The 19454-nt window shown below is 56.6% G+C and carries 16 protein-coding genes; 9 read left to right on the top strand and 7 right to left on the bottom strand.

The window, feature by feature from the left end:
* Positions 1-11: 11 nt before the first annotated feature.
* From wzc to sanA, 8 genes are all read left to right on the top strand, one after another.
* Positions 12-2177 carry a tyrosine-protein kinase Wzc gene (gene wzc, locus ACJ8QI_RS03780; RefSeq protein ID WP_149558777.1) on the top strand — a complete coding sequence of 722 codons (2166 nt, stop codon included), beginning with the start codon at positions 12-14 and terminating at the stop codon, positions 2175-2177.
* A 109-nt stretch (positions 2178-2286) separates the two neighbouring features.
* Positions 2287-3450 (top strand): acyltransferase family protein, encoded by a 1164-nt coding sequence (locus ACJ8QI_RS03775; protein ID WP_159317836.1) that lies wholly within the window; start codon positions 2287-2289, stop codon positions 3448-3450.
* Between the two features lie 60 nt (positions 3451-3510).
* Positions 3511-4830 (top strand): hypothetical protein, encoded by a 1320-nt coding sequence (locus ACJ8QI_RS03770; protein ID WP_102984991.1) that lies wholly within the window; start codon positions 3511-3513, stop codon positions 4828-4830.
* Between the two features lie 193 nt (positions 4831-5023).
* A complete protein-coding gene (locus ACJ8QI_RS03765) occupies positions 5024-5431 on the top strand; it encodes a CidA/LrgA family protein (RefSeq protein ID WP_038880991.1) in 408 nt (135 codons plus the stop codon).
* On the top strand, positions 5428-6123 hold the full coding sequence (locus ACJ8QI_RS03760; protein ID WP_019454415.1) for a CidB/LrgB family autolysis modulator: 696 nt from the start codon (positions 5428-5430) through the stop codon (positions 6121-6123). The genes ACJ8QI_RS03765 and ACJ8QI_RS03760 overlap by 4 nt, the downstream gene beginning before the upstream one ends.
* A 137-nt stretch (positions 6124-6260) precedes the next feature.
* Positions 6261-7145, top strand: a complete 885-nt coding sequence (gene cdd, locus ACJ8QI_RS03755; protein WP_060421403.1) for a cytidine deaminase — start codon at positions 6261-6263, stop codon at positions 7143-7145.
* 221 nt (positions 7146-7366) lie between these two features.
* Positions 7367-9064, top strand: coding sequence for an NAD-dependent malic enzyme (locus ACJ8QI_RS03750; RefSeq protein ID WP_004938945.1), 1698 nt, complete (start codon positions 7367-7369; stop codon positions 9062-9064).
* A gap of 169 nt (positions 9065-9233) precedes the next feature.
* A complete protein-coding gene (gene sanA, locus ACJ8QI_RS03745; protein WP_004938948.1) occupies positions 9234-9977 on the top strand; it encodes an outer membrane permeability protein SanA in 744 nt (247 codons plus the stop codon).
* Positions 9978-10041: 64 nt separating this feature from the next.
* On the opposite strand, the gene mglC is transcribed toward sanA, so the two are convergent.
* The 7 genes from mglC to ACJ8QI_RS03710 form a co-directional block, all read right to left on the bottom strand.
* Positions 10042-11052, bottom strand: coding sequence for a galactose/methyl galactoside ABC transporter permease MglC (mglC, locus tag ACJ8QI_RS03740; protein ID WP_004938953.1), 1011 nt, complete (start codon positions 11050-11052; stop codon positions 10042-10044).
* A gap of 11 nt (positions 11053-11063) precedes the next feature.
* The gene (gene mglA / locus ACJ8QI_RS03735) at positions 11064-12572 is read right to left on the bottom strand and encodes a galactose/methyl galactoside ABC transporter ATP-binding protein MglA (protein WP_033637724.1); all 1509 of its coding nucleotides are present in this window, start codon (positions 12570-12572) and stop codon (positions 11064-11066) included.
* A gap of 99 nt (positions 12573-12671) precedes the next feature.
* Positions 12672-13664 (bottom strand): galactose/glucose ABC transporter substrate-binding protein MglB, encoded by a 993-nt coding sequence (gene mglB, locus ACJ8QI_RS03730; RefSeq protein ID WP_038880978.1) that lies wholly within the window; start codon positions 13662-13664, stop codon positions 12672-12674.
* 264 nt (positions 13665-13928) lie between these two features.
* Positions 13929-14966: an HTH-type transcriptional regulator GalS gene (gene galS, locus ACJ8QI_RS03725; protein ID WP_225528991.1), complete on the bottom strand. Its 1038-nt coding sequence runs from the start codon at positions 14964-14966 to the stop codon at positions 13929-13931.
* A gap of 126 nt (positions 14967-15092) precedes the next feature.
* Complete coding sequence (yeiB, locus tag ACJ8QI_RS03720; protein WP_318653005.1) at positions 15093-16265, bottom strand: DUF418 domain-containing protein YeiB; 1173 nt, start codon at positions 16263-16265, stop codon at positions 15093-15095.
* 79 nt (positions 16266-16344) lie between these two features.
* The gene (gene folE, locus ACJ8QI_RS03715) at positions 16345-17010 is read right to left on the bottom strand and encodes a GTP cyclohydrolase I FolE (RefSeq protein WP_004938969.1); all 666 of its coding nucleotides are present in this window, start codon (positions 17008-17010) and stop codon (positions 16345-16347) included.
* Positions 17011-17254: 244 nt separating this feature from the next.
* Positions 17255-18412, bottom strand: coding sequence for a YbfB/YjiJ family MFS transporter (locus tag ACJ8QI_RS03710; protein WP_442532091.1), 1158 nt, complete (start codon positions 18410-18412; stop codon positions 17255-17257).
* A 105-nt stretch (positions 18413-18517) separates the two neighbouring features.
* Here ACJ8QI_RS03710 and ptrR point away from each other — a divergent pair, with 105 nt between their 5' ends.
* Entirely contained in the window at positions 18518-19438 is a 921-nt protein-coding gene (ptrR, locus tag ACJ8QI_RS03705) for a putrescine utilization regulator PtrR (RefSeq protein ID WP_442532090.1), read from the top strand.
* Positions 19439-19454: the final 16 nt, after the last annotated feature.

The raw sequence follows: 19454 nt of genomic DNA, 5'->3' as shown, positions 1-19454 counted from the left end.
CAGAGATGACAATGACAGACAATATTCGTAGCCGAAGCACAGACAATAGAAGTGAAGAGATCGACCTCGGTCGTTTGTTCGGTACATTGATAGATAATCGCTGGCTTATTATTGCAATCACGGCATTATTTTCTGTAGCCAGTATCATTTATGTACTATTTTCAACGCCCGTATATCAGGCAGATGCATTGGTCCAGGTGGAACAGAATGCTGGCAATTCAATTCTGAACAACTTGTCTGAAATGCTTCCTAACAGCCAGCCGATGTCCAGCACTGAAATCGAGTTGATCAAATCTCGACTGGTAACAGGCAAAACGGTTGACGATCTCGATCTGGAAACGGTGATAGAGCAAAAATACTTTCCGGTCTTTGGCCGAGGCTGGGCTCGTCTGACCAATGAAGAGCCGGCACAGATCGCCTTGTCTCGTTTCACTGTGCCAGAATATATGCTGGATAAACCTCTGGAACTCACCGTTGTCAACGACAAAGAGTATGTGCTGGATTTCGATGGCACCGAGGTTCTCAAAGGCCAGATCGGGCAGTTTGCGCAAGCCCACGGCGTCACGCTGCTGGTCAGCTCCTATCTCGGTAAACCTGGCACCGTATTCACGCTAACGCGCGTACCACAGCTTTCCGCTATCAACGCTCTGCTGAAATCACTGGTTGTTGAAGATAAAGGCAAGGATACCGGCGTCTTGGCCTTGAGCTTTACAGGGGAAAATGCGTCTTCGGTACGAAAAATTCTCGACAGCATCACCAGGAATTACCTGCTGCAAAACGTCGAGCGTAAATCTGAAGAAGCGGGTAAGAGCCTGCAGTTCCTTGAAAAACAGCTTCCCGATGTTCGCAGTTCACTCGATGCGGCGGAAAGTAAGCTCAATCAGTTCCGCCAAGCCAATGACTCTGTAGATTTGTCTTTGGAAGCCAAGTCGGTTCTCGATACCATTGTTTCCGTTGAATCCCAGCTGAATGAATTGACTTTCAAAGAAGCGGAGATTTCCAAGCTCTACACGAAGGAACACCCTGCCTATCGCGCACTATTGGAAAAACGCAAGACACTGCAAAACGAGAAAGAGAAACTGAACAAACGCGTTTCAGGCATGCCTAAAACGCAGCAAGAGATTCTGAAATTAACCCGTGATGTTCAGGCTGGGCAAGAAATTTACATGCAGTTGCTGAACAAACAGCAGGAACTCGGCATCACCAAAGCGAGCACCGTAGGTAATGTCCGCATTGTCGACTCGGCTGTGACCCAATTACGCCCTGTTGCGCCGAAGAAAACGCTGATTGTCTTGTTGGTGACGATCGTCGGTTTTATTGTCTCTTCAGCACTCGTTCTCTTGAAAAATATGCTGCATCGCGGCGTAGAAAACTCAGAAGAACTGGAAGAGCGCGGGATCAATGTGTATGCCAGTATTCCTCTGTCTGAGTGGCAACAAAAGTCAGACCGTGAAACGTTACTGCGGGGCGGCAAAAAGAAAAACACGCGTTCAGATTCACTGCTGGCAATAGGCAACCCTGCCGACCTGGCCATTGAAGCGATTCGCAGCCTGCGAACCAGCCTTCACTTCGCCATGCTCGAATCAAAAAACAATATCTTAATGATTTCCGGGGCAAGTCCTAATATTGGTAAAACATTTGTCAGCATAAACCTGGCAGCCGTTATTGCCCAATCAGGACAACGTATACTGGTCATCGACGCCGACATGCGTAAAGGCTACTCACACGCCCTGCTTAACGTCAATTGGAATAATGGTCTCTCTGATATCCTGTCCGGGCAGACTACCGCTGAGCAAGCCGTGCGAAAAACCAGCGTTGATAATATGGACTTTATTCCACGTGGCCAGATCCCGCCGAACCCATCTGAGTTGTTGATGAATGATCGCTGCAGTGCGTTATTAAAATGGGCTAGTGAACATTATGATATCGTGCTGATCGATACGCCTCCGGTGCTTGCTGTGACTGACTCTTCGATTATCGGGCGCATGGCGGGTACTGTTCTGATGGTAGCGCGCTTCGGCGTCAACACCGCTAAAGAAATTGAAGTCAGTATCAACCGTTTCCAACAGAATGGGATCGATACTCGCGGCGTCATTCTCAACGCCATTGAAAAGCGCGCCAGTAGCTACTACGGCGGCTATGGATACTATAACTACAGTTACAAAAACAATAGCTAATAGTCTATTATGCACCCGCGAATTTTATATTCCGGGTGCAATTTGTATTTATCCCGCACAGAGCAAAAAAATAATTATTAATAGAGCCCCCTTTCACTTCGGAGTGTTGATGAAAAGATATACTGTTTTGGATAGTTTTAGGGGAATATGTGCGCTTTGTGTGGCTTTACATCATCTGAATGTCACTGGCAGCATTACTGAATGGGCTATCTTTAGAAATTCCACCTATATGGTTGAATTCTTCTTTATCCTTAGCGGTTTTGTATTAACTCACAGTTATTTTAGCCGAGACTTCAACAAAATCACTCTGGCTAATTTCGTCATCAGCCGCAGTTTTAGACTTTTCCCACTGCATATTATTATGCTGCTCGTATTCCTGCTTTTCGAGTTTGGGAAACTCGCTGCTCAAAATTATGGATTTTACTTTAATAAGCCGGCATTTACGGAACTGAGTGCACCAACGGAATTCATTCCTAATCTGTTGCTGCTGCAATCCTGGATTCCTTCCGCCGAGAGTCTCTCCTTTAACTACCCTTCATGGAGCATCAGTGTAGAGTATTACCTTTATCTTGTTTTTGGTGGCGTCCTCTTCTTCAGCAATGACAGGAAAAGTATCGCAATCGCGCTATTCGCACTGCTGTCAGTATGGGGTTTTTACTCTTTGCTGAGTCATAATCTATTGCTTAAAGATGATGCATTCCGCGGTATCTCTTGTTTCTTTTTTGGCTCGCTCATTTACTTTATTCACTCAAGAATAGCCAATATAAATATCAACAAGTATGTGGCGTCTCTACTGGAAATGGCCATTATCCTTGCCTGTTTCTTCTGTATGACTTTACCTATCGAAAACAAGGGTGTTACCGTCAGTATACTGTATGGCTTAGCTATTATTATTTTCTCTGGTGAATTCGGTATCTTCTCGTCATTGTTAAAATCGACGTTCTTCCAAAACTTGGGTAAACATTCATTTTCCATTTATATGACCCATGCAGCAATAATTTTCCTGATGGTCAGTGGCGCGATGATACTATCAAAACTATTGGGCGTTGAACTAAGCTACTCTCAAGCTAATCCGTACGGAAATCCAATAAGATATATAAACCTAGGCAATGCTACGATTAACAACATCCTTGTTTTTTGTTCTCTTGCCGTCATTCTATTCGTATCGAAGCTGTCATACGATAGCATTGAAAAAAGATCCATAAGATATGGAAAGAAATACCAAATAAATCACACAGTGCAAAATGATACTAACCGGCAGTCTACTCAGTAATTTTCACTGAATTGAAACAGAATATTAGATATTCATGCGCAGAGCTTTGCAATGAAAATAATGCGAACGTATCTTCCAAATAGATTTTTACTGCTTTTTTTATTTATCTCTTTCTTTTCGGGTGTCGTGAGTCTGGCATCCGTAGTATTGAATATGGCCATATTGAAGCTTTGGAAAGAAGCCTTCATGGCCTTAATGTTGGTTGTTGCCATTTGCTACTCAGGTGGCCGAATCAGTGCAAAATCAATCATACCGACAATAATACTTTTAGCTATTCTCATCTTTGCGATTCTCACTATCGCGACAAATTTCAACAGTAAAAATTTTATTATTTTTTATCAGTTGAAGTTTGATGTACTGCCAATGCTTTTTTTAATCGCAGTATTGATCATTTTATCTAAACAATCGCTGCAGGATCTCGAAGCCCTCTGCATAAGCGTTGCCAAGATGATGTTTTTCTTGGGCGGGCTCAATGCCGTTGCGATTATCCTTCAGCAACTTTTCCCAGATTCCTTCATGGGGCTACTTGGCTTAAGCGCCGGGGAATGGGGAAGTGACAGCGGCGTTCGATTAAACTCGACCGAAGGCAATATCCGGGCCATCGGGTTCCAGCTTGCTTTCACCATGTCCGGTGTGCTCATGTTTTTCTGCCTGGTTGTGTCATTCGAAGCACGGAAGCTATTCGCAGGTAAACGCTGGCCATTGTTCTTCTCGCCATTATTTATGGTTGCCATCATCTGCACAACATATAAGACAGCCATTTTGGCTGCATTGGTGTATTTGCTGACTAAAGTGATTGAGTTTCTATTCAGAAGAACGTCGGGCATTATCGTGTTCTGCATGGGGCTCGTCATATTCTCAATGTTCTGTTACTCAACGCATAGCTATGATGTCTATGAAATAGTTAGAAAATATAACGAAAATGCGGCGTACAACTCAATTTACCTGCGCGTCTGGGAACATTTAAAGATCCTATCAGACCTGGACTCAACGGGAAAAATTCTTTTCGGTGCAGGCTTGGGTCTGAATGGTACCTTCGGTCTCGATAAGTCACTCTATGGAATACAAGCAATACCTATTGATAGCGCCTATATCTATATGGTCAGCAACTATGGGTTTGTTGGCTTCTTTACTTATCTTGCTCTGATGGTCTACTTGCAATTCAAGTTGTACAAGATCAAGCATTTTGACATTTTCGGCGCCAGATATTTTGTGTTCTTTACGCTCACTATCGAACTGTTCTATAACCTTGGACTCGGAAACTTCCCGAACAACATTCTGCTGATACTGTTCGTCGCCATTCCATTTGTGCTTCATAGGAAGTCTTTAGACGAGCAACGCGCGCTTAATTCTGCAGGTGTGGAACACCAACCCTCTTGAGATCGCCTTTATCTTTATATTGTTACAAACCAGCAACACTCTGCTTATGAACAATGCATGCAGAGGGTTGCTGGTTTACTCTCCTCTTACCCCCCTCCTTGCTGCATTCCTCCCTGTCATGATTTTTTGTGATCTATAGCACACTGCCCAACTTAATTGTATGATGAATGCATCAGTTAAACGGGAAAAGACAATGGCCAACGTGCTCACACTGTGCTGGAAATACCTGAGAGCCCTGCTCCTCATCTACCTTTGTCTGTTCGTCGGCAATGCGCTGGCGGCGCTGCTGCCGTTCGCCATTCCCGGCAGCATCCTCGGCATGCTGCTGCTGTTCGCCCTGCTCTCTACCCAGATCCTGCCGGCCAAATGGGTCAAACCCGGCTGCCATTTGCTGATCCGCTACATGGTGCTGCTGTTCGTGCCGATCGGCGTCGGGGTGATGAAATACTACGACCAGATCGTCGCGCATCTGGGCCCGCTGGTTATCTCTTGCCTCATCAGCACGCTGATGGTGCTGGTGGTGGTCGGCTATACCTCACACTATTTTCACCGCGAGCGCCGCATCGCCGGTAAGCCCGATGACACGGAGGGCAACCCATGATCCATGAAATCTGGTGGTCGCTGCCGCTGACGCTGGCGGTCTATTTCGCCGCGCGCTGGCTGGCGCGCAAGCTGAACATGCCGCTGCTCAACCCGCTGCTGGTTTCCATGGCGGTGATCATCCCGCTGCTGCTGCTCACCGGCATCCCCTATGAGCGCTACTTTCAGGGCAGCAAAATCCTCAACGATCTGCTGCAGCCGGCGGTCGTCGCGCTGGCCTTCCCGCTGTATGAACAGCTGCACCAGATCCGCGCGCGCTGGAAGTCGATTATCGCGGTGTGCTTCATCGGCAGCCTGACCGCCATGATCAGCGGTGGCGCCATCGCCCTGTGGCTGGGTGCCACGCCGGAAATCGCCGCCTCTATCCTGCCGAAATCGGTCACTACGCCGATCGCGATGGCCGTCGCGGACTCGCTCGGCGGCATTCCGGCGATCAGCGCGGTCTGCGTCATTTTCGTCGGTATCCTTGGCGCCGTGTTCGGCCATACACTGTTCAACCTGTTGAAAATCACCACCCACTCGGCGCGCGGTCTGGCGATGGGTACCGCATCCCACGCGCTGGGCACCGCACGCTGCGCGGAGATGGACTACCAGGAAGGCGCTTTCGGCTCGCTGGCGCTGGTGATCTGCGGCATCATCACCTCGCTGCTGGCGCCGTTCCTGTTCCCTGTGCTGCTGCACCTGTTCGGTTGAACAGGGTGAAACTTGCGATACATCTCGCATTTATGTATCTCATTGCATTAATTTCATCAATTAAGAGACATTAATCACACTTTAATGTCTCTGGCCTGCCTAGAATGTTATCCCGTTAACCTGTAGAGAGACTTTCTATGCATCCGCGTTTTCACACCGCGTTCAGCGCACTGCCCGCGACACTGCAATCCGCCCTGCGGCCCTATCTGGACGCGCCTGACTTTCCGGCGATGTTCACGGCCGAGCAAGCGGCGGCGATCCGCACAGGCTGCGGGTTGGACGATGACGCGCTGGCATTCGCGCTGCTGCCGCTGGCGGCGGCCTGCTCGTTAACCCCGATATCGCACTTCCACGTCGGCGCCATCGCGCGCGGGCAAAGTGGCAACCTCTATTTCGGCGCCAATATGGAATTCAGCGGCGCACCGCTGCAGCAAACCGTGCATGCAGAACAATGTGCGGTTACCCATGCCTGGCTGCGCGGCGAGCCTGCGCTGGCCTCGGTCACCGTCAACTACACGCCGTGCGGCCACTGCCGTCAGTTTATGAATGAACTGAACAGCGGCGGCGAGCTGCAGATCCGTCTGCCGGGCCGCGCGCCGGCCACGCTGGCGGACTATCTGCCGGACGCCTTCGGCCCGAAAGATCTGGATATCGCTTCGCTGCTGATGGACAAGGTCGATCACGGCCATCGGTTGGCGCTGGACGATGCGCTGACGCAGGCGGCGCTGGCTGCGGCCAATCAGAGCCACGCACCGTACAGCAACGCCCACAGCGGCGTGGCGCTGGAAACACAGGACGGTAACCTCTACGCCGGCCGCTATGCAGAAAACGCCGCCTTCAACCCGAGCCTGCCGCCGCTGCAGGCCGCGCTGATCCTGCTGAACCTCTCCGGCGGCGATTGCCTGAACATCCGCCGCGCCGTGCTGGTCGAACCGCAAGAGGCAATCCTCAGCCAGTGGGACGCCACCCGCGCCACGCTGGCGGCACTGGGCTGCCAAAACGTCAGCCGCGCCGCGTTCTAAGCGCACCACGGCGGAGCCATCCGGTTCCGCCGCTAACAGCCCCGCCCGCCAAATACAATGCCCCAACGCCGCCAGAGAGACTTTCTTTAGTTAAAAAATCATTTGATTGTCGATAATTACGCCAACCTGGTTCATCATCTGGCAACAAATGCTGTACATCTTCTCTTTATCTCTTAGGATCGTCGGCAATAAAGTTATCTGATACGTGAAGAGTAAAACTGATGGAACTAGAATACGAAAGCAAACGCCCGCTCTACATCCCCTACGCCGGCCCGATTCTGCTGGAATTTCCGCTGCTGAACAAAGGCAGCGCTTTCACCGAGGAAGAACGTAGCCACTTCAACCTGCACGGCCTGCTGCCGGAAGCGGTGGAAACCATCGAAGAACAGGTGGAACGCGCCTACCGTCAGTACCAGGATTTCAAGAACGACAACGACAAGCACATCTACCTGCGCAACATCCAGGACACCAACGAAACCCTGTTCTACCGCCTGCTGGACTCGCACCTGAGCGAGATGATGCCGATCATCTACACCCCGACCGTCGGCGAGGCCTGCGAACACTTCTCCGATATCTATCGCCGCGCGCGCGGGCTGTTCATCTCCTACCCGAACCGCGATCGCATCGATGACATGCTGCAAAACGCCACCAAGCAGAACGTCAAGGTGATCGTGGTCACCGACGGCGAGCGTATCCTCGGCCTGGGCGACCAGGGCATCGGCGGCATGGGCATCCCCATCGGCAAGCTGTCGCTGTACACCGCCTGCGGCGGCATCAGCCCGGCCTACACGCTGCCGGTGGTGCTGGACGTCGGCACCAACAACCCGCAGCGCCTCAACGATCCGCTGTACATGGGCTGGCGCCATCCGCGCATCTCCGGCGAGGAGTACCACGCCTTCGTCGAAGAGTTTATTCAGGCGGTCAAACGCCGCTGGCCGAACGTGCTGCTGCAGTTCGAAGACTTCGCGCAGAACAACGCCACCCCGCTGTTGAACCGCTATCGCGACGAGATCTGCTGCTTCAACGATGACATCCAGGGCACCGCCGCGGTCACCCTCGGTAGCCTGATCGCCGCCAGCCGCGCCGCCGGCAGCCAGCTGCGCGATCAGACCGTCACCTTCCTCGGCGCCGGTTCCGCCGGCTGCGGCATCGCCGAGCAAATCATCGCGCAGATGAAGTCCGAAGGCTTGAGCGAAGACGAAGCGCGCGCCCGCGTATTCATGGTCGACCGCTTCGGCCTGCTGACCGACAAACTGCCGAACCTGCTCGATTTCCAGAGCAAACTGGTACAGAAGAGCGACAACCTGGCCGGTTGGGAAACCGCCAGCGACGCCATCTCGCTGCTGGACGTGGTGCGCAACGCCAAGCCGACCATTCTGATCGGGGTGTCCGGCCAGCCGGGGCTGTTTACCGAAGAGCTGATCCGCGAAATGCACAAGCACTGCGAACGCCCTATCGTGATGCCGCTGTCCAACCCGACCTCGCGCGTGGAAGCCCGTCCGGAAGACATCATCAACTGGACCGACGGCGCCGCCCTGGTGGCGACCGGTAGCCCGTTCGCGCCGGTGAGCTATAAAGAGCAGCTGTACCCGATCGCCCAGTGCAACAACTCCTATATCTTCCCGGGGATTGGCCTCGGCGTGCTGGCCTCCGGCGCCACCCGCGTCACCGACGCCATGCTGATGGCCGCCAGCCGCGCGCTGGCGGACTGTTCGCCGCTGGCCACCGACGGCCACGGCGCACTGCTGCCGAATATCGACGATATTCAGGGCGTGTCGAAGTGCATCGCCATGGAAGTGGGTAAAGCGGCGCAGCTGCAGGGCGTGGCGATCGTCACCTCCGAAGACGCGCTGTCGAAAGCCATCGAGCACAACTTCTGGCGGCCACAGTACCGCAGCTACAAGCGCACCTCGTTCTAACTGGCGCGCTAAATTGACCCAGCCCGGCTCCGCCGGGCTTTTTTGTGCGACAAAACCGCCTAAAAATGCGGCGTTGCGCGTGCTTCAGGCGGTTCGCGTCTTGCGTCGTTCGGTCAGGTAAAGTAGCCTTGATCCATCTTTTTCAGCCCGGCGCGCGTAAGGCAACAACATGTGGAAACGCCTGATCATCAGCCTGTTCATCATCATTGCGGTGTTGATGGGTTCGGCTATTGCGCTGGATCGCTGGATCAGCTGGAAAACCGCGCCTTACGTCTACGACGAACTGCAGGAATTGCCACACCGCCAGGTCGGCGTGGTGCTCGGCACCGCCAAGTATTACCGTACCGGGGTGATCAATCAGTACTACCGTTACCGCATTCAGGGGGCGATCAACGCCTATAACAGCGGCAAGGTGAAATACCTGCTGCTGAGCGGCGACAACGCCCAGCAAAGCTATAACGAGCCGATGACCATGCGTCGCGATCTGATCGCCGCCGGCGTGGCGCCGAGCGATATCGTGCTGGACTACGCCGGTTTCCGTACCCTGGACTCCATCGTGCGCACCCGCAAGGTGTTCGACACCAACGATTTCATCATCATCACCCAGCGTTTCCACTGCGAGCGCGCGCTGTTCATCGCCCTGCACATGGGCATTCAGGCGCAGTGCTACGCGGTGCCGTCGCCGAAAGACATGATGACGGTCCGCGCCCGCGAGATCTTCGCTCGCCTGGGCGCGCTGACCGATCTGTACATCCTCAAGCGCGAACCGCGCTTCCTTGGCCCGCTGATCCCGATCTCCGCCATGCACACCGTGCCGGAAGACGCCCAGGGCTATCCCGCAGTTTCACCGGAACAGTTGGTGGAACTGGAGCACAAGCTGAAAGAAGAGAAGCAGAAAGCCAAACAGCCCTGACGCGGCAAACGCCCAAAAGAAAGGCTGGCAATAGGCCGGCCTTGTGGTCTGCGAGGTGGCAAATCTACTTCTTCTTGGCGTATTTCAACGAGTCCAGCGCCACGGCGAAGATGATGATGCTGCCCTTGATGATGTACTGCCAGTACGGGTTGATACCGATATAAGTCAGGCCGTAGTTGATGACGGTAAAGATGATCACCCCGGTCACCACGCCCCACACCGTACCCACCCCGCCGGCGAAGGAGACGCCCCCCACCACGCAGGCGGCGATGGCGTCCAGCTCATACATAAAGCCGAGGTTATTGGTGGCGCTGCCGATGCGACCCGCTTCCAGCAGGCCGCCGAAGGCGTAGAACACGCCGGACAGCGCATAGATCATGATCAGGTTCAACGGCACGTTGACCCCGGACACCTTGGCCGCTTCCGGGTTGCCGCCGATGGCGAAGATGTTCTTGCCGAAGCGGGTCTTGGTCCACAGGATCCAGACGAATATGATGGCGATCAGCGCATAAAAGGTAATGTACGACAGCTTAAAGTCACCGAAGCGCAAGAACCCCTGGGCAAAGGTGGAAAACTTCGGATCGAAGCCCGCGACCGGCGAAGCGCCGACCGAATCGTAATACAGCGAGTTGATGCCGTAGACGATGATCATGGTGCCCAGCGTAGTGATGAACGGCGTCACGTTGAGATAGGCGATAATCAGGCCGTTAACCAGGCCAATCACCGCGCCGACCGCACACACCAGCAGGATGACCAGGGGAATCGACCAGGTTTCCATGTGCGGGAACACCTTGTTGACGTTATCCATCGACTGCAGCAGCGTGGCCGCCACCACCGCCGCCAGCCCCACCTGCCGCCCGGCGGACAGGTCGGTGCCCTGGGTCACGATCAGCCCCGCCACGCCCAGCGCGATGATGATGCGCACCGAAGACTGCGTCAGGATGTTACTCAGGTTCATCAGGCTGAGGAAAGTCGGATCCTGAATGATGATGATGGCCAACAGCACCAGCAACACCACGTAAATGCCGCCTTCCTTGAAATAGGTAAATAAGGTTTTTTTATTTAGCGCGTTCATAATTCCGATCCTTAAAGGTGCAGGGAGGCGAGACGTAAGATTTCATTTTGCGAGGTCTGTTTGGTATTAACGATGCCCGCAACCTGACCATTGCTCATCACCAAAATACGGTCGGTGATCCCCAAAAGCTCCGGCATTTCGGACGAGACGATAATGATCCCCTTGCCCTTCTTCGCCAGTTCGGTCATCAGCTGATAAATCTCGAACTTGGCGCCAACGTCGATGCCGCGCGTCGGTTCATCCAGCATCAGGATCTCCGGCTGCGTCAGCAGCCAGCGGCCGATGATCACCTTCTGCTGATTGCCGCCGGACAGCGAGCCGATATGGGTGTGATGCCCCGGCGTTTTCACCCGCATGGCGTCGATCACCCACTGGGTGTCGCTCTTCATCCGCGCGTTATCCAGCAGGCCAAGCTTGTTTTTATAGTTGCGGATATTGGAGATCAGCGAGTTGAAGCCCACGTCGAGGTAAGCATAAATCCCGGTGGAACGGCGTTCTTCGGTCACCAGCGCAAAACCGTGGTTGATCGCTTCGTTGGCGCTGTGGTTGTCGATCGCCTTGCCGTGCAGCTTGATGGTGCCCGCCACCTTTTCGCGAATGCCGAACAGCGTCTCGACGATATCGGTGCGCTTGGCGCCCACCAGCCCGGCGATGCCGAGGATCTCGCCCTGATGCAGATCGAAGGACACATCGCGAATCGAGGGCTGGCGCAGCGACGTCAGGTTCTTCACCTCAAGGATCACCTCACCCGGCGTGTTCTGCCTGTCGGGGAAGCGCTGGCTGAGCGAACGGCCGACCATCATAGCGATGATCTTGTCCATATCCAGCCCTTCCAGCGGCTGGGTAGCGATCCACTGGCCGTCGCGCAGCACCGTTATCTCATCGCAAAGCTGAAAGATCTCTTCCATCTTGTGCGAGATATAGACGATGCCGCAGCCGCGCTCTTTCAGCTTGCGGATGATGGTGAACAGGTGATTGACCTCTTTTTCCGTCAGCGAAGAGGTCGGTTCATCCATGATGACGATTTTGGCGTCGTAGGAGAACGCCTTGGCGATCTCGATCATCTGCATCTGCGACACCGACAGGTTGCCCACCTTTTCGCGCGGGTTGATGTCGATATCCAGTTCGTCGAAGATCGCCTGGGTGTCTTTGAGCATTTTTTCCTGATCGACGAACAGGCCTTTGGTCGGGTAGCGCCCCAGCCACATGTTGTCCATCACGGTGCGCTGCAGCACCAGGTTCAGCTCCTGGTGCACCATGGAAACGCCGTGCTCCAGCGCTTCTTTCGAACTCTTGAAATCGATCTCCCGGCCCTGAAACACAATGCTGCCGCTGTCTTTTTTGTAAATGCCGAACAGGCATTTCAGCAGCGTCGATTTCCCCGCGCCGTTCTCCCCCATCAGGGCGTGAATCGAGTGCGGGCGGACGCGTAAATTGACATTGTCCAAGGCTTTGACGCCGGGAAATGACTTACAGATATCCGTCATTTCCAGCAGAAATTCGCGTGAGCTATCGGCCATAAATACACCTGGCTTAACGATCTTGCAGTCGTAAACATCCCCGCCGGCGGTATTCCTGGTGTTGGCGCCGCCGGCGGGGTCTTAGCGGGATCTCAATTCTTATTTAACAAACTGAGACAGGTTGTCTTTATCTACGCCGACGTAAGGAATACGCACGACTTTATTTTCGATTTTATATTGGGTGCCTTCGGTGGCCGGTTTGCCCGCCGCCAGGTTCTTCGCCAGCTCGAAGGTGGCTTTCGCCTGGTTGTCGGCGTCGTTCAGCACCGTGCCCGCCATCGCGCCGGATTTCACCAGCGCCAGCGCTTCAGGCAAGGCATCGACGCCAAACACCGGGATACTGGTCTTGTTGTGCGCTTTCAGCGCTTCCACCGCGCCCATTGCCATGGCGTCGTTGTTGGCGATCACCACTTCGATCTTGTTGGCGTTCGGGCCGGAGAGCCAGGCGTCCATCTTGTCTTTCGCCTGCGCGGTATCCCACATCGCGGTATCCATCTGCAACTGCTGGGTCTTGATACCCTTTTCATTCAGCGTTTTCACCACGTAGGTGGTGCGCGCTTCGGCATCCGGGTGGCCCGGCTCGCCCTTCAGCAGCACGTACTGGATCTGGCCGTCTTTGTTCAGATCCCAGGCCGGGTTGGCTTTCCAGTGTTTGGCGATCAGCTCGCCCTGGATCACGCCGGACTCTTTGGAATCGGTGCCGACGTAATACGCCTTGTCGTAGCTGTCCAACGCCTTGCGGGAAGGTTCTTTGTTATAGAACACCACCGGGATATCGTTTGCGCGCGCCTTATCGATAACCACCGGCGCCGCGGCCGGGTCGACCAGGTTGATCGCCAGCGCTTTCACGCCCTTGGCCAGCAGCACGTCGATCTGATCGTTCTGCTTGGACTGGTCGTTCTGCGAGTCATTCATCAGCAGGGTAACGTCCGGGGAGGCTTTAGCGTCTTTCTCAATAGCCTTGCGCACCACCGACATGAAGTTGTCGTCGTACTTGTAAATCGTGACGCCAATACGGGTGTCAGCATGGGCTGCGGCGCCAAACATCATGGCTGCGGCCATGGCGGCCAGGGTGAAAACCTTCTTATTCATTGTCAGTCTCCGGTTCTGTGTAGGGTATTACTCGTCTTTGAGCCAATGGTCACCGGCAGTGCGCACACCCCAGGCCAGGCGATTTCCACTCAACACCTGTCGTCCGTGGATCTTGTTATTTCCGAGAAATGCTGTGTCAGCGCGAGGTAAAGGTTGCAGCGGCAAGGGCCTTTGCGCCGGAAAACGCCTAGAGCATAGACGGCGCGATGTTAATATTCTGTGAATTTTCTCACAGATTGAAAACGGTTACACAAGATTAAATCGTCAGAGAGTGACCGTCGCCTCACTTTGCCAGGGGGCGACAGAATGGCGCCGTACCAGCGTCGGCATGAACAGATGAGCGGCCTGCGGCTCCACCAGGCCTGCTGCGCCCTGCAACGCCAGCTCGGTCGCCAGCGTGGCCATCGAGACGATCGGATAGCGCACCGTGGTGAGCTTGGGGCTGGTGTAACGCGCGATGGGGATGTCGTCGAAGCCGATCAGCGAGAAATGCTGCGGCACTGTGATACCGTTTTCTTTCAGCACCGCCATGGCGCCGGCGGCCATGGCGTCGTTGTAGGCGAACACCGCGCTCAGCTGCAGGTTACGCCCCAGCAGCTCCACCATCGCCGCCTCGCCGCCCTGCAGATCCGGCGAACCGTAGGCGCGCCAGTTGTCGGGCGTGGCCAGCCCGGCGGCGGCCATCGCCTGCGCATAACCCTGCTGGCGCAGCGGCCCGTCTTCGATCGGGTGATTGGAGCCCAGATAACCGATGCGCCGATGGCCCTGCGACAGCAAAAGACGCATCGCCATTTCCGCGCCGCAGACGTTATCCAGCCCGACGCAGCGCGGCTCATAGCCGGGGATAATCCGGTTGATCAGCACCATGCCCGGCACCTGCTCCAGAAAGCCGATCAGCTCGGCGTCGCTCAGGGCTTTGGCATGGACAATCAGGGCATTACAGCGCTGGCGGATCAGCACTTCGATCGCGTGACGCTCTTTGTCCGCCTGATGATAGCTGTTGCCGATCAGCAGGTATTTGTGGTGTTTCTGCGCCACCGTGTCTACCGCTTTCACCAGCGCGCCGAAGAACGGGTCGGAGACGTCCATCACCACCACGCCCAGGGTATCGCTGCTTTGGGTCGCCAGCGCCTGCGCGTTGGCGTTGGGGCGATAGCCCAGCTCCGCCACCGCCTGCAGCACCTGCTCGCGCGTCTCCTTGCTGGTCAGCGCGCTGTGGTTCAGCACGCGGGAGACGGTCGCCACGGAGACCCCGGCGCGTTTCGCCACGTCGCGAATGGTGATCGGATGAACTGGAGGCATGCGGGATCCTGAAATCGGGGTAGTGGCCGGTGGCGCTATCCTACCCCGATTGGCCCGCTGCTCGCGTGAATTACGTCACAGGAAAGAAAACGTTTACATACATTTTTTTAACCTGCCGGCTGGCGCTCACTTCAGCGCTTTGGGTTCCGCTTCGCCGGCGGCCAGCTGCGTCAGCTTGCGCCACAGCCACTCCATCGGCCCCTGAGCGAAGTAACGCAGCCACAGTGCGGAAAACGCCAGGTTGGCCAGCCAGACCAGCGGCACGAACGCCAACAGCTGCAGCCGGTCGAACTGCTCATAGAGGCCGAAGCGATAAAACAGCGTGGTGCAGATCAGCGTTTGCAGCAGGTAGTTGCTCAGCGCCATGCGCCCCACCAGGGTCAGCCAGTGGGCGATGCGCATGCGCGACAGCGCGGGCCAGAAACCATAGCACAGCGCCAGATAGCCCATCGCCTGCAGCGGGGCGCCCAGCTCGCGCGGCACCTGCAGCAGGAAACCGCTCCAGCGATAGTCCCAGTGGACTTGCCATTGCAGCGCCACCGCCGGCAGCTGGATCAGCACCGAAAGCGGCAGCAGCCACGCCGCCTGCCGCAGGTAATAACCGGAGGAATAACTGCCGCGCAGCCAGCCGCTGCGCATCAGCCCGGCGCCGAACAGCATCAGCCCCGCCAGCTCCCAGCCATACTGCGCGCCGATGGCCAGCAGGCTGGACGAGAGCAGATCGGCGCGGCTGCGCCAGGCTTCGAAACCGCCCTGCAGCTTCCAGAACTTCTCGTACTGCAGCTCCGCCACGCCCGGCTGCCAGAAACTGCCCGGCTCACCGTGCGAGACGAAGCCGAGCAGCAGCAGCACCGCCACACCGATCAGGTAGAGCACCACGCCGGTTTTCAGCAGCTGGAAGGTTTCTTTGGCTTCGCGGATCATGCGCCAGCACACCAGGCCGATCAGCCCGTAGGCCAGCAGAATATCGCCGTCCCATAGGAAGATGGCGTGCGCGAGGCCGAACAGCACCAGCCACGACAGCCGCGCGCGGATCCAGCTTTTGCCACGCCGCAGCAGCATTTGCAGCCCGGCGCCGAACAACAGCGCGAACATCGCCAGGAACTTGGCCTGGGCGAAGAGATCGAGCAGCGCCCAGGTCCAGGCGTCGCGCGACGACGGCATGCCCAGATAGGCCGGGTTGAGATAGGCGGCCTTCGGCAAGCCGAAGGCGCTGATGTTCAGCAATAAAATGCCGAGAATGGCGATGCCGCGCACGCAGTCCAGCGTGGCGATGCGCGGCAGAGGGTGACTGTTCATTTTTTATCGCTGTCTTCCGCTCATGAAAAAGGCGCCCGCAGGCGCCTGTTGTCGTCGTGCGGGTCGCCCCGCAACGCCATCACCCCTGGTGATGGCGCACCGCGCGCAGGAACTCCTGACGGGTGTTCTGGCTGGACTTGAACAGCCCCCCCAGCGAGGTGGTAGTCGTGGCGCTGGTCGCGTCGCGAATGCCGCGTGCCTTGACACAATAATGGACCGCATCGATCGATACCGCCACGTTATTGGTGCCGAGCAGAGTCTGCAGCGCCACCAGGATCTGCTGGGTCAGGCGCTCTTGCACCTGCGGACGCTGGGAGAAGAACTGCACGATACGGTTGATCTTCGACAGGCCGATCACCGAGTCTTTCGGGATATAGGCCACGGTGGCCTTGCCGTCGATGGTCACGAAGTGGTGCTCGCAGGTGCTGGTCAGCGTGATATCGCGCACCGTCACCATCTCATCCACCTTCATTTTGTTCTCGATGACGGTGATTTTCGGGAAGTTGGCGTAGTCCAGCCCGGAGAAGATCTCGTCGACATACATTTTGGCGATGCGATGCGGCGTCTCCGCCAGGCTGTCGTCGGACAGATCGAGATTCAGCAGTTGCATGATTTCGGTCATGTGCTCTTTGATGCGGCGCTTGCGCGTTTCGCGATCCAGCACTTCCCCGCGCAGCGGCGTCTCCAGACCACGCTCTTCCAGCGCCGCATGCACCAGCGCGGCTTCTTTACTTAATGATGTCATGTACTTGTTCTCCTGCGGACGGAACCCGCCGGCGGCCTGATAGGGCGTGCGGCCGGCGAATTGCTTGCTCTCGTGACGGCAGAGTTTTCGTGATGGATAACGTGAACCCGGTCAAGATTTTGCCCCCACTGTAGATGAGAGCGCGGCGATTATCCAGTGATAGTGCTTCATCCGCAGGTGAAATATTCGCATTTAGCACAATCAGGCCGGCTGCGGGATCCCGCGTTTTTTGTATGGATTTTAATCAGCGCATCGCCGTTTTTTGCGCCAGCCGCCGCGCCGGGGTATTCACCACCAGCGCACCGGCCACCAACAGCGCCGCCACCGCCACGTACAACGCCGGCTCCAGCCGATGGGTCATGGCGGTCGACAGCGCCGACAGCATCGGCCCGACCAGTTGGCCGATCGCATAACCGGTGGTCAGCAATCCGGCCATGTAGCGCGCATGGCGCGGCGCCAGTTCACGGCCGTGCTGAAGGGCGAGCTGCACCACGCAGAGGAAACCGCCGCCGGTCAGCAACGCCCCCAACGCCAGGCCGGCCACGCCCGGCACCACTTCGGCGCTCAGCACGCCCAGCGCCTGTATCCACAGCGTGATCGCCAGCCGGGTCTGGGTGGTCAGCCGATGACGGGTCAAAATGCCGATCACAATCCCCAGCACCGCCGCGCCGCCGAAAACCGGCCAGACGAACTGCGCGAACAGGCTACCGGGAAAGCGCGCGGCCGCCATCTGCGACAAGAATGTCGCCGGCAGGATGTAGCCAAAGCCGGCCAGGCTGTAGCTCCACACCAGGCGTTTGAGCGCCGGCGTCAGCAGCAGCGACTCCGGGGCCACATCCGGGCGATGCAGCTCGCCGCTGTGCGGCAGAAAGGCGCTAATCCCCCCGACCAACACCAGCGCCAGCCCGCCATACACCAGCCAGGCCTGCGCCGCCGTCAGCCCCAGCGTGTTGATGCCCACCGCCAGCATGCCGCTGAGGAAGATACCGGCGCCCGGCCCGGCGAACACCGCCGCGCTCAGCGCCGGCCGGCCGTAGTGCGCCAACCGCTCGTTGGTCCAGGCCGCCACCAGCACCATCGCCCAGCCGCTGGCCCAGCCGATGACGAAACGCAGCGCACCGTGCGTCCATTCATCCTGCGCCAGCGCCGACAGCACCGTCAGCGCCACCGCGCCCCACACGCCAAGCCAAAGGCGCCGTTCGACGTGGCGCGTGGCGCGCATCGCGTCGTAGGCGCCGCACAGGTAGCCCAAATAGTTGATCGCCGCCACCAGCCCGGCGCCGGTGAGGCTGAACTGGTGCTCCGCGATCATCAGCGGCACCTGGGGAGTGAAAGCGAAGCGGCCAATGCCCATCGCGACGATCAGCGCGGCAAAACCGCTCAAGGCAATACGTAAAGCCATACCGGTATCCAAAAGGTTAAAAGAAAGTTGCCAGTATCATGCCGCAGTATTAAACTCACAAAAACTGAATAATAGTTATCAAGTTCATCACGAAACGAGAATATTATGGATCTGACCCAGCTTCGCATGTTCTGCTGCGTGGCGGAAACCGGCTCGGTCGCCCGTGCCGCCGAGCAGCTGCACCGCGTGCCGTCGAATTTGACCACCCGGCTGCGCCAGCTCGAGCAAGAGCTGGGCGCCGATCTGTTTATCCGCGAAAAACAGCGCCTGCGCCTGTCGCCGATGGGCCATAACTTTCTGTGCTACGCCAACCGCATCCTGGCGCTGAGCGATGAGGCGATGAGCATCACCCACGCCGGCGAACCGGCGGGCAACTTCGCCCTCGGCTCGATGGAAAGCACCGCTGCTACCCGCCTGCCCTCGCTGCTGGCGGCTTACCACCAGCGCTTCTCGCAGGTTTCGCTGTCGCTGACCACCGGCACCTCCGGCGAAATCGCCGATCGGGTGCGCGCCGGCACGCTGGCGGCGGCGCTGGTCGACGGCCCGGTACCTTATGACGAGTTGAACGGCTGCATCGCCTATCCTGAACATATGGTGGTGATCTCCTGTCTCGATCACGCGCCGATCCACCGCGCCAAAGACGCTAACGGCGAAACGCTGTTCGCCTTTCGCGCCAGCTGCTCCTATCGCCTGCGGCTGGAGGCCTGGTTCAAGCGCGAAGGCGCGCGGCCGGGGCAAATTATGGAGATCCAGTCCTATCACGCCATGCTGGCCTGCGTCGCCAGCGGCGCCGGGCTGGCGATGATCCCGCATTCGGTGCTCAGCCTGCTGCCGGGCCATGAGCGGGTCCGGGTTCACACCCTGCCGCCTGAAGTCGCCGACACCGCCACCTGGCTGCTGTGGCGCCGCGACGCGTTCGGACCGAACGTGCGCGCGCTGAAAGAATTGATTATTGAACAGACGGAAATCGCCGCTGTTGATGAAAGCACCCCCAACGATTTATCAGACGTTATCGATATCGCCTGATTTAAAAGAAAACCAC

The organism is Serratia sp. CY84636 (genome assembly GCF_052166245.1).
In the GTDB taxonomy this organism is placed as follows: domain Bacteria; phylum Pseudomonadota; class Gammaproteobacteria; order Enterobacterales; family Enterobacteriaceae; genus Serratia; species Serratia nevei.
The sequence above is the reverse complement of the archived record's forward strand: the minus strand, read 5'-3'. Positions and strand labels throughout refer to the sequence as shown.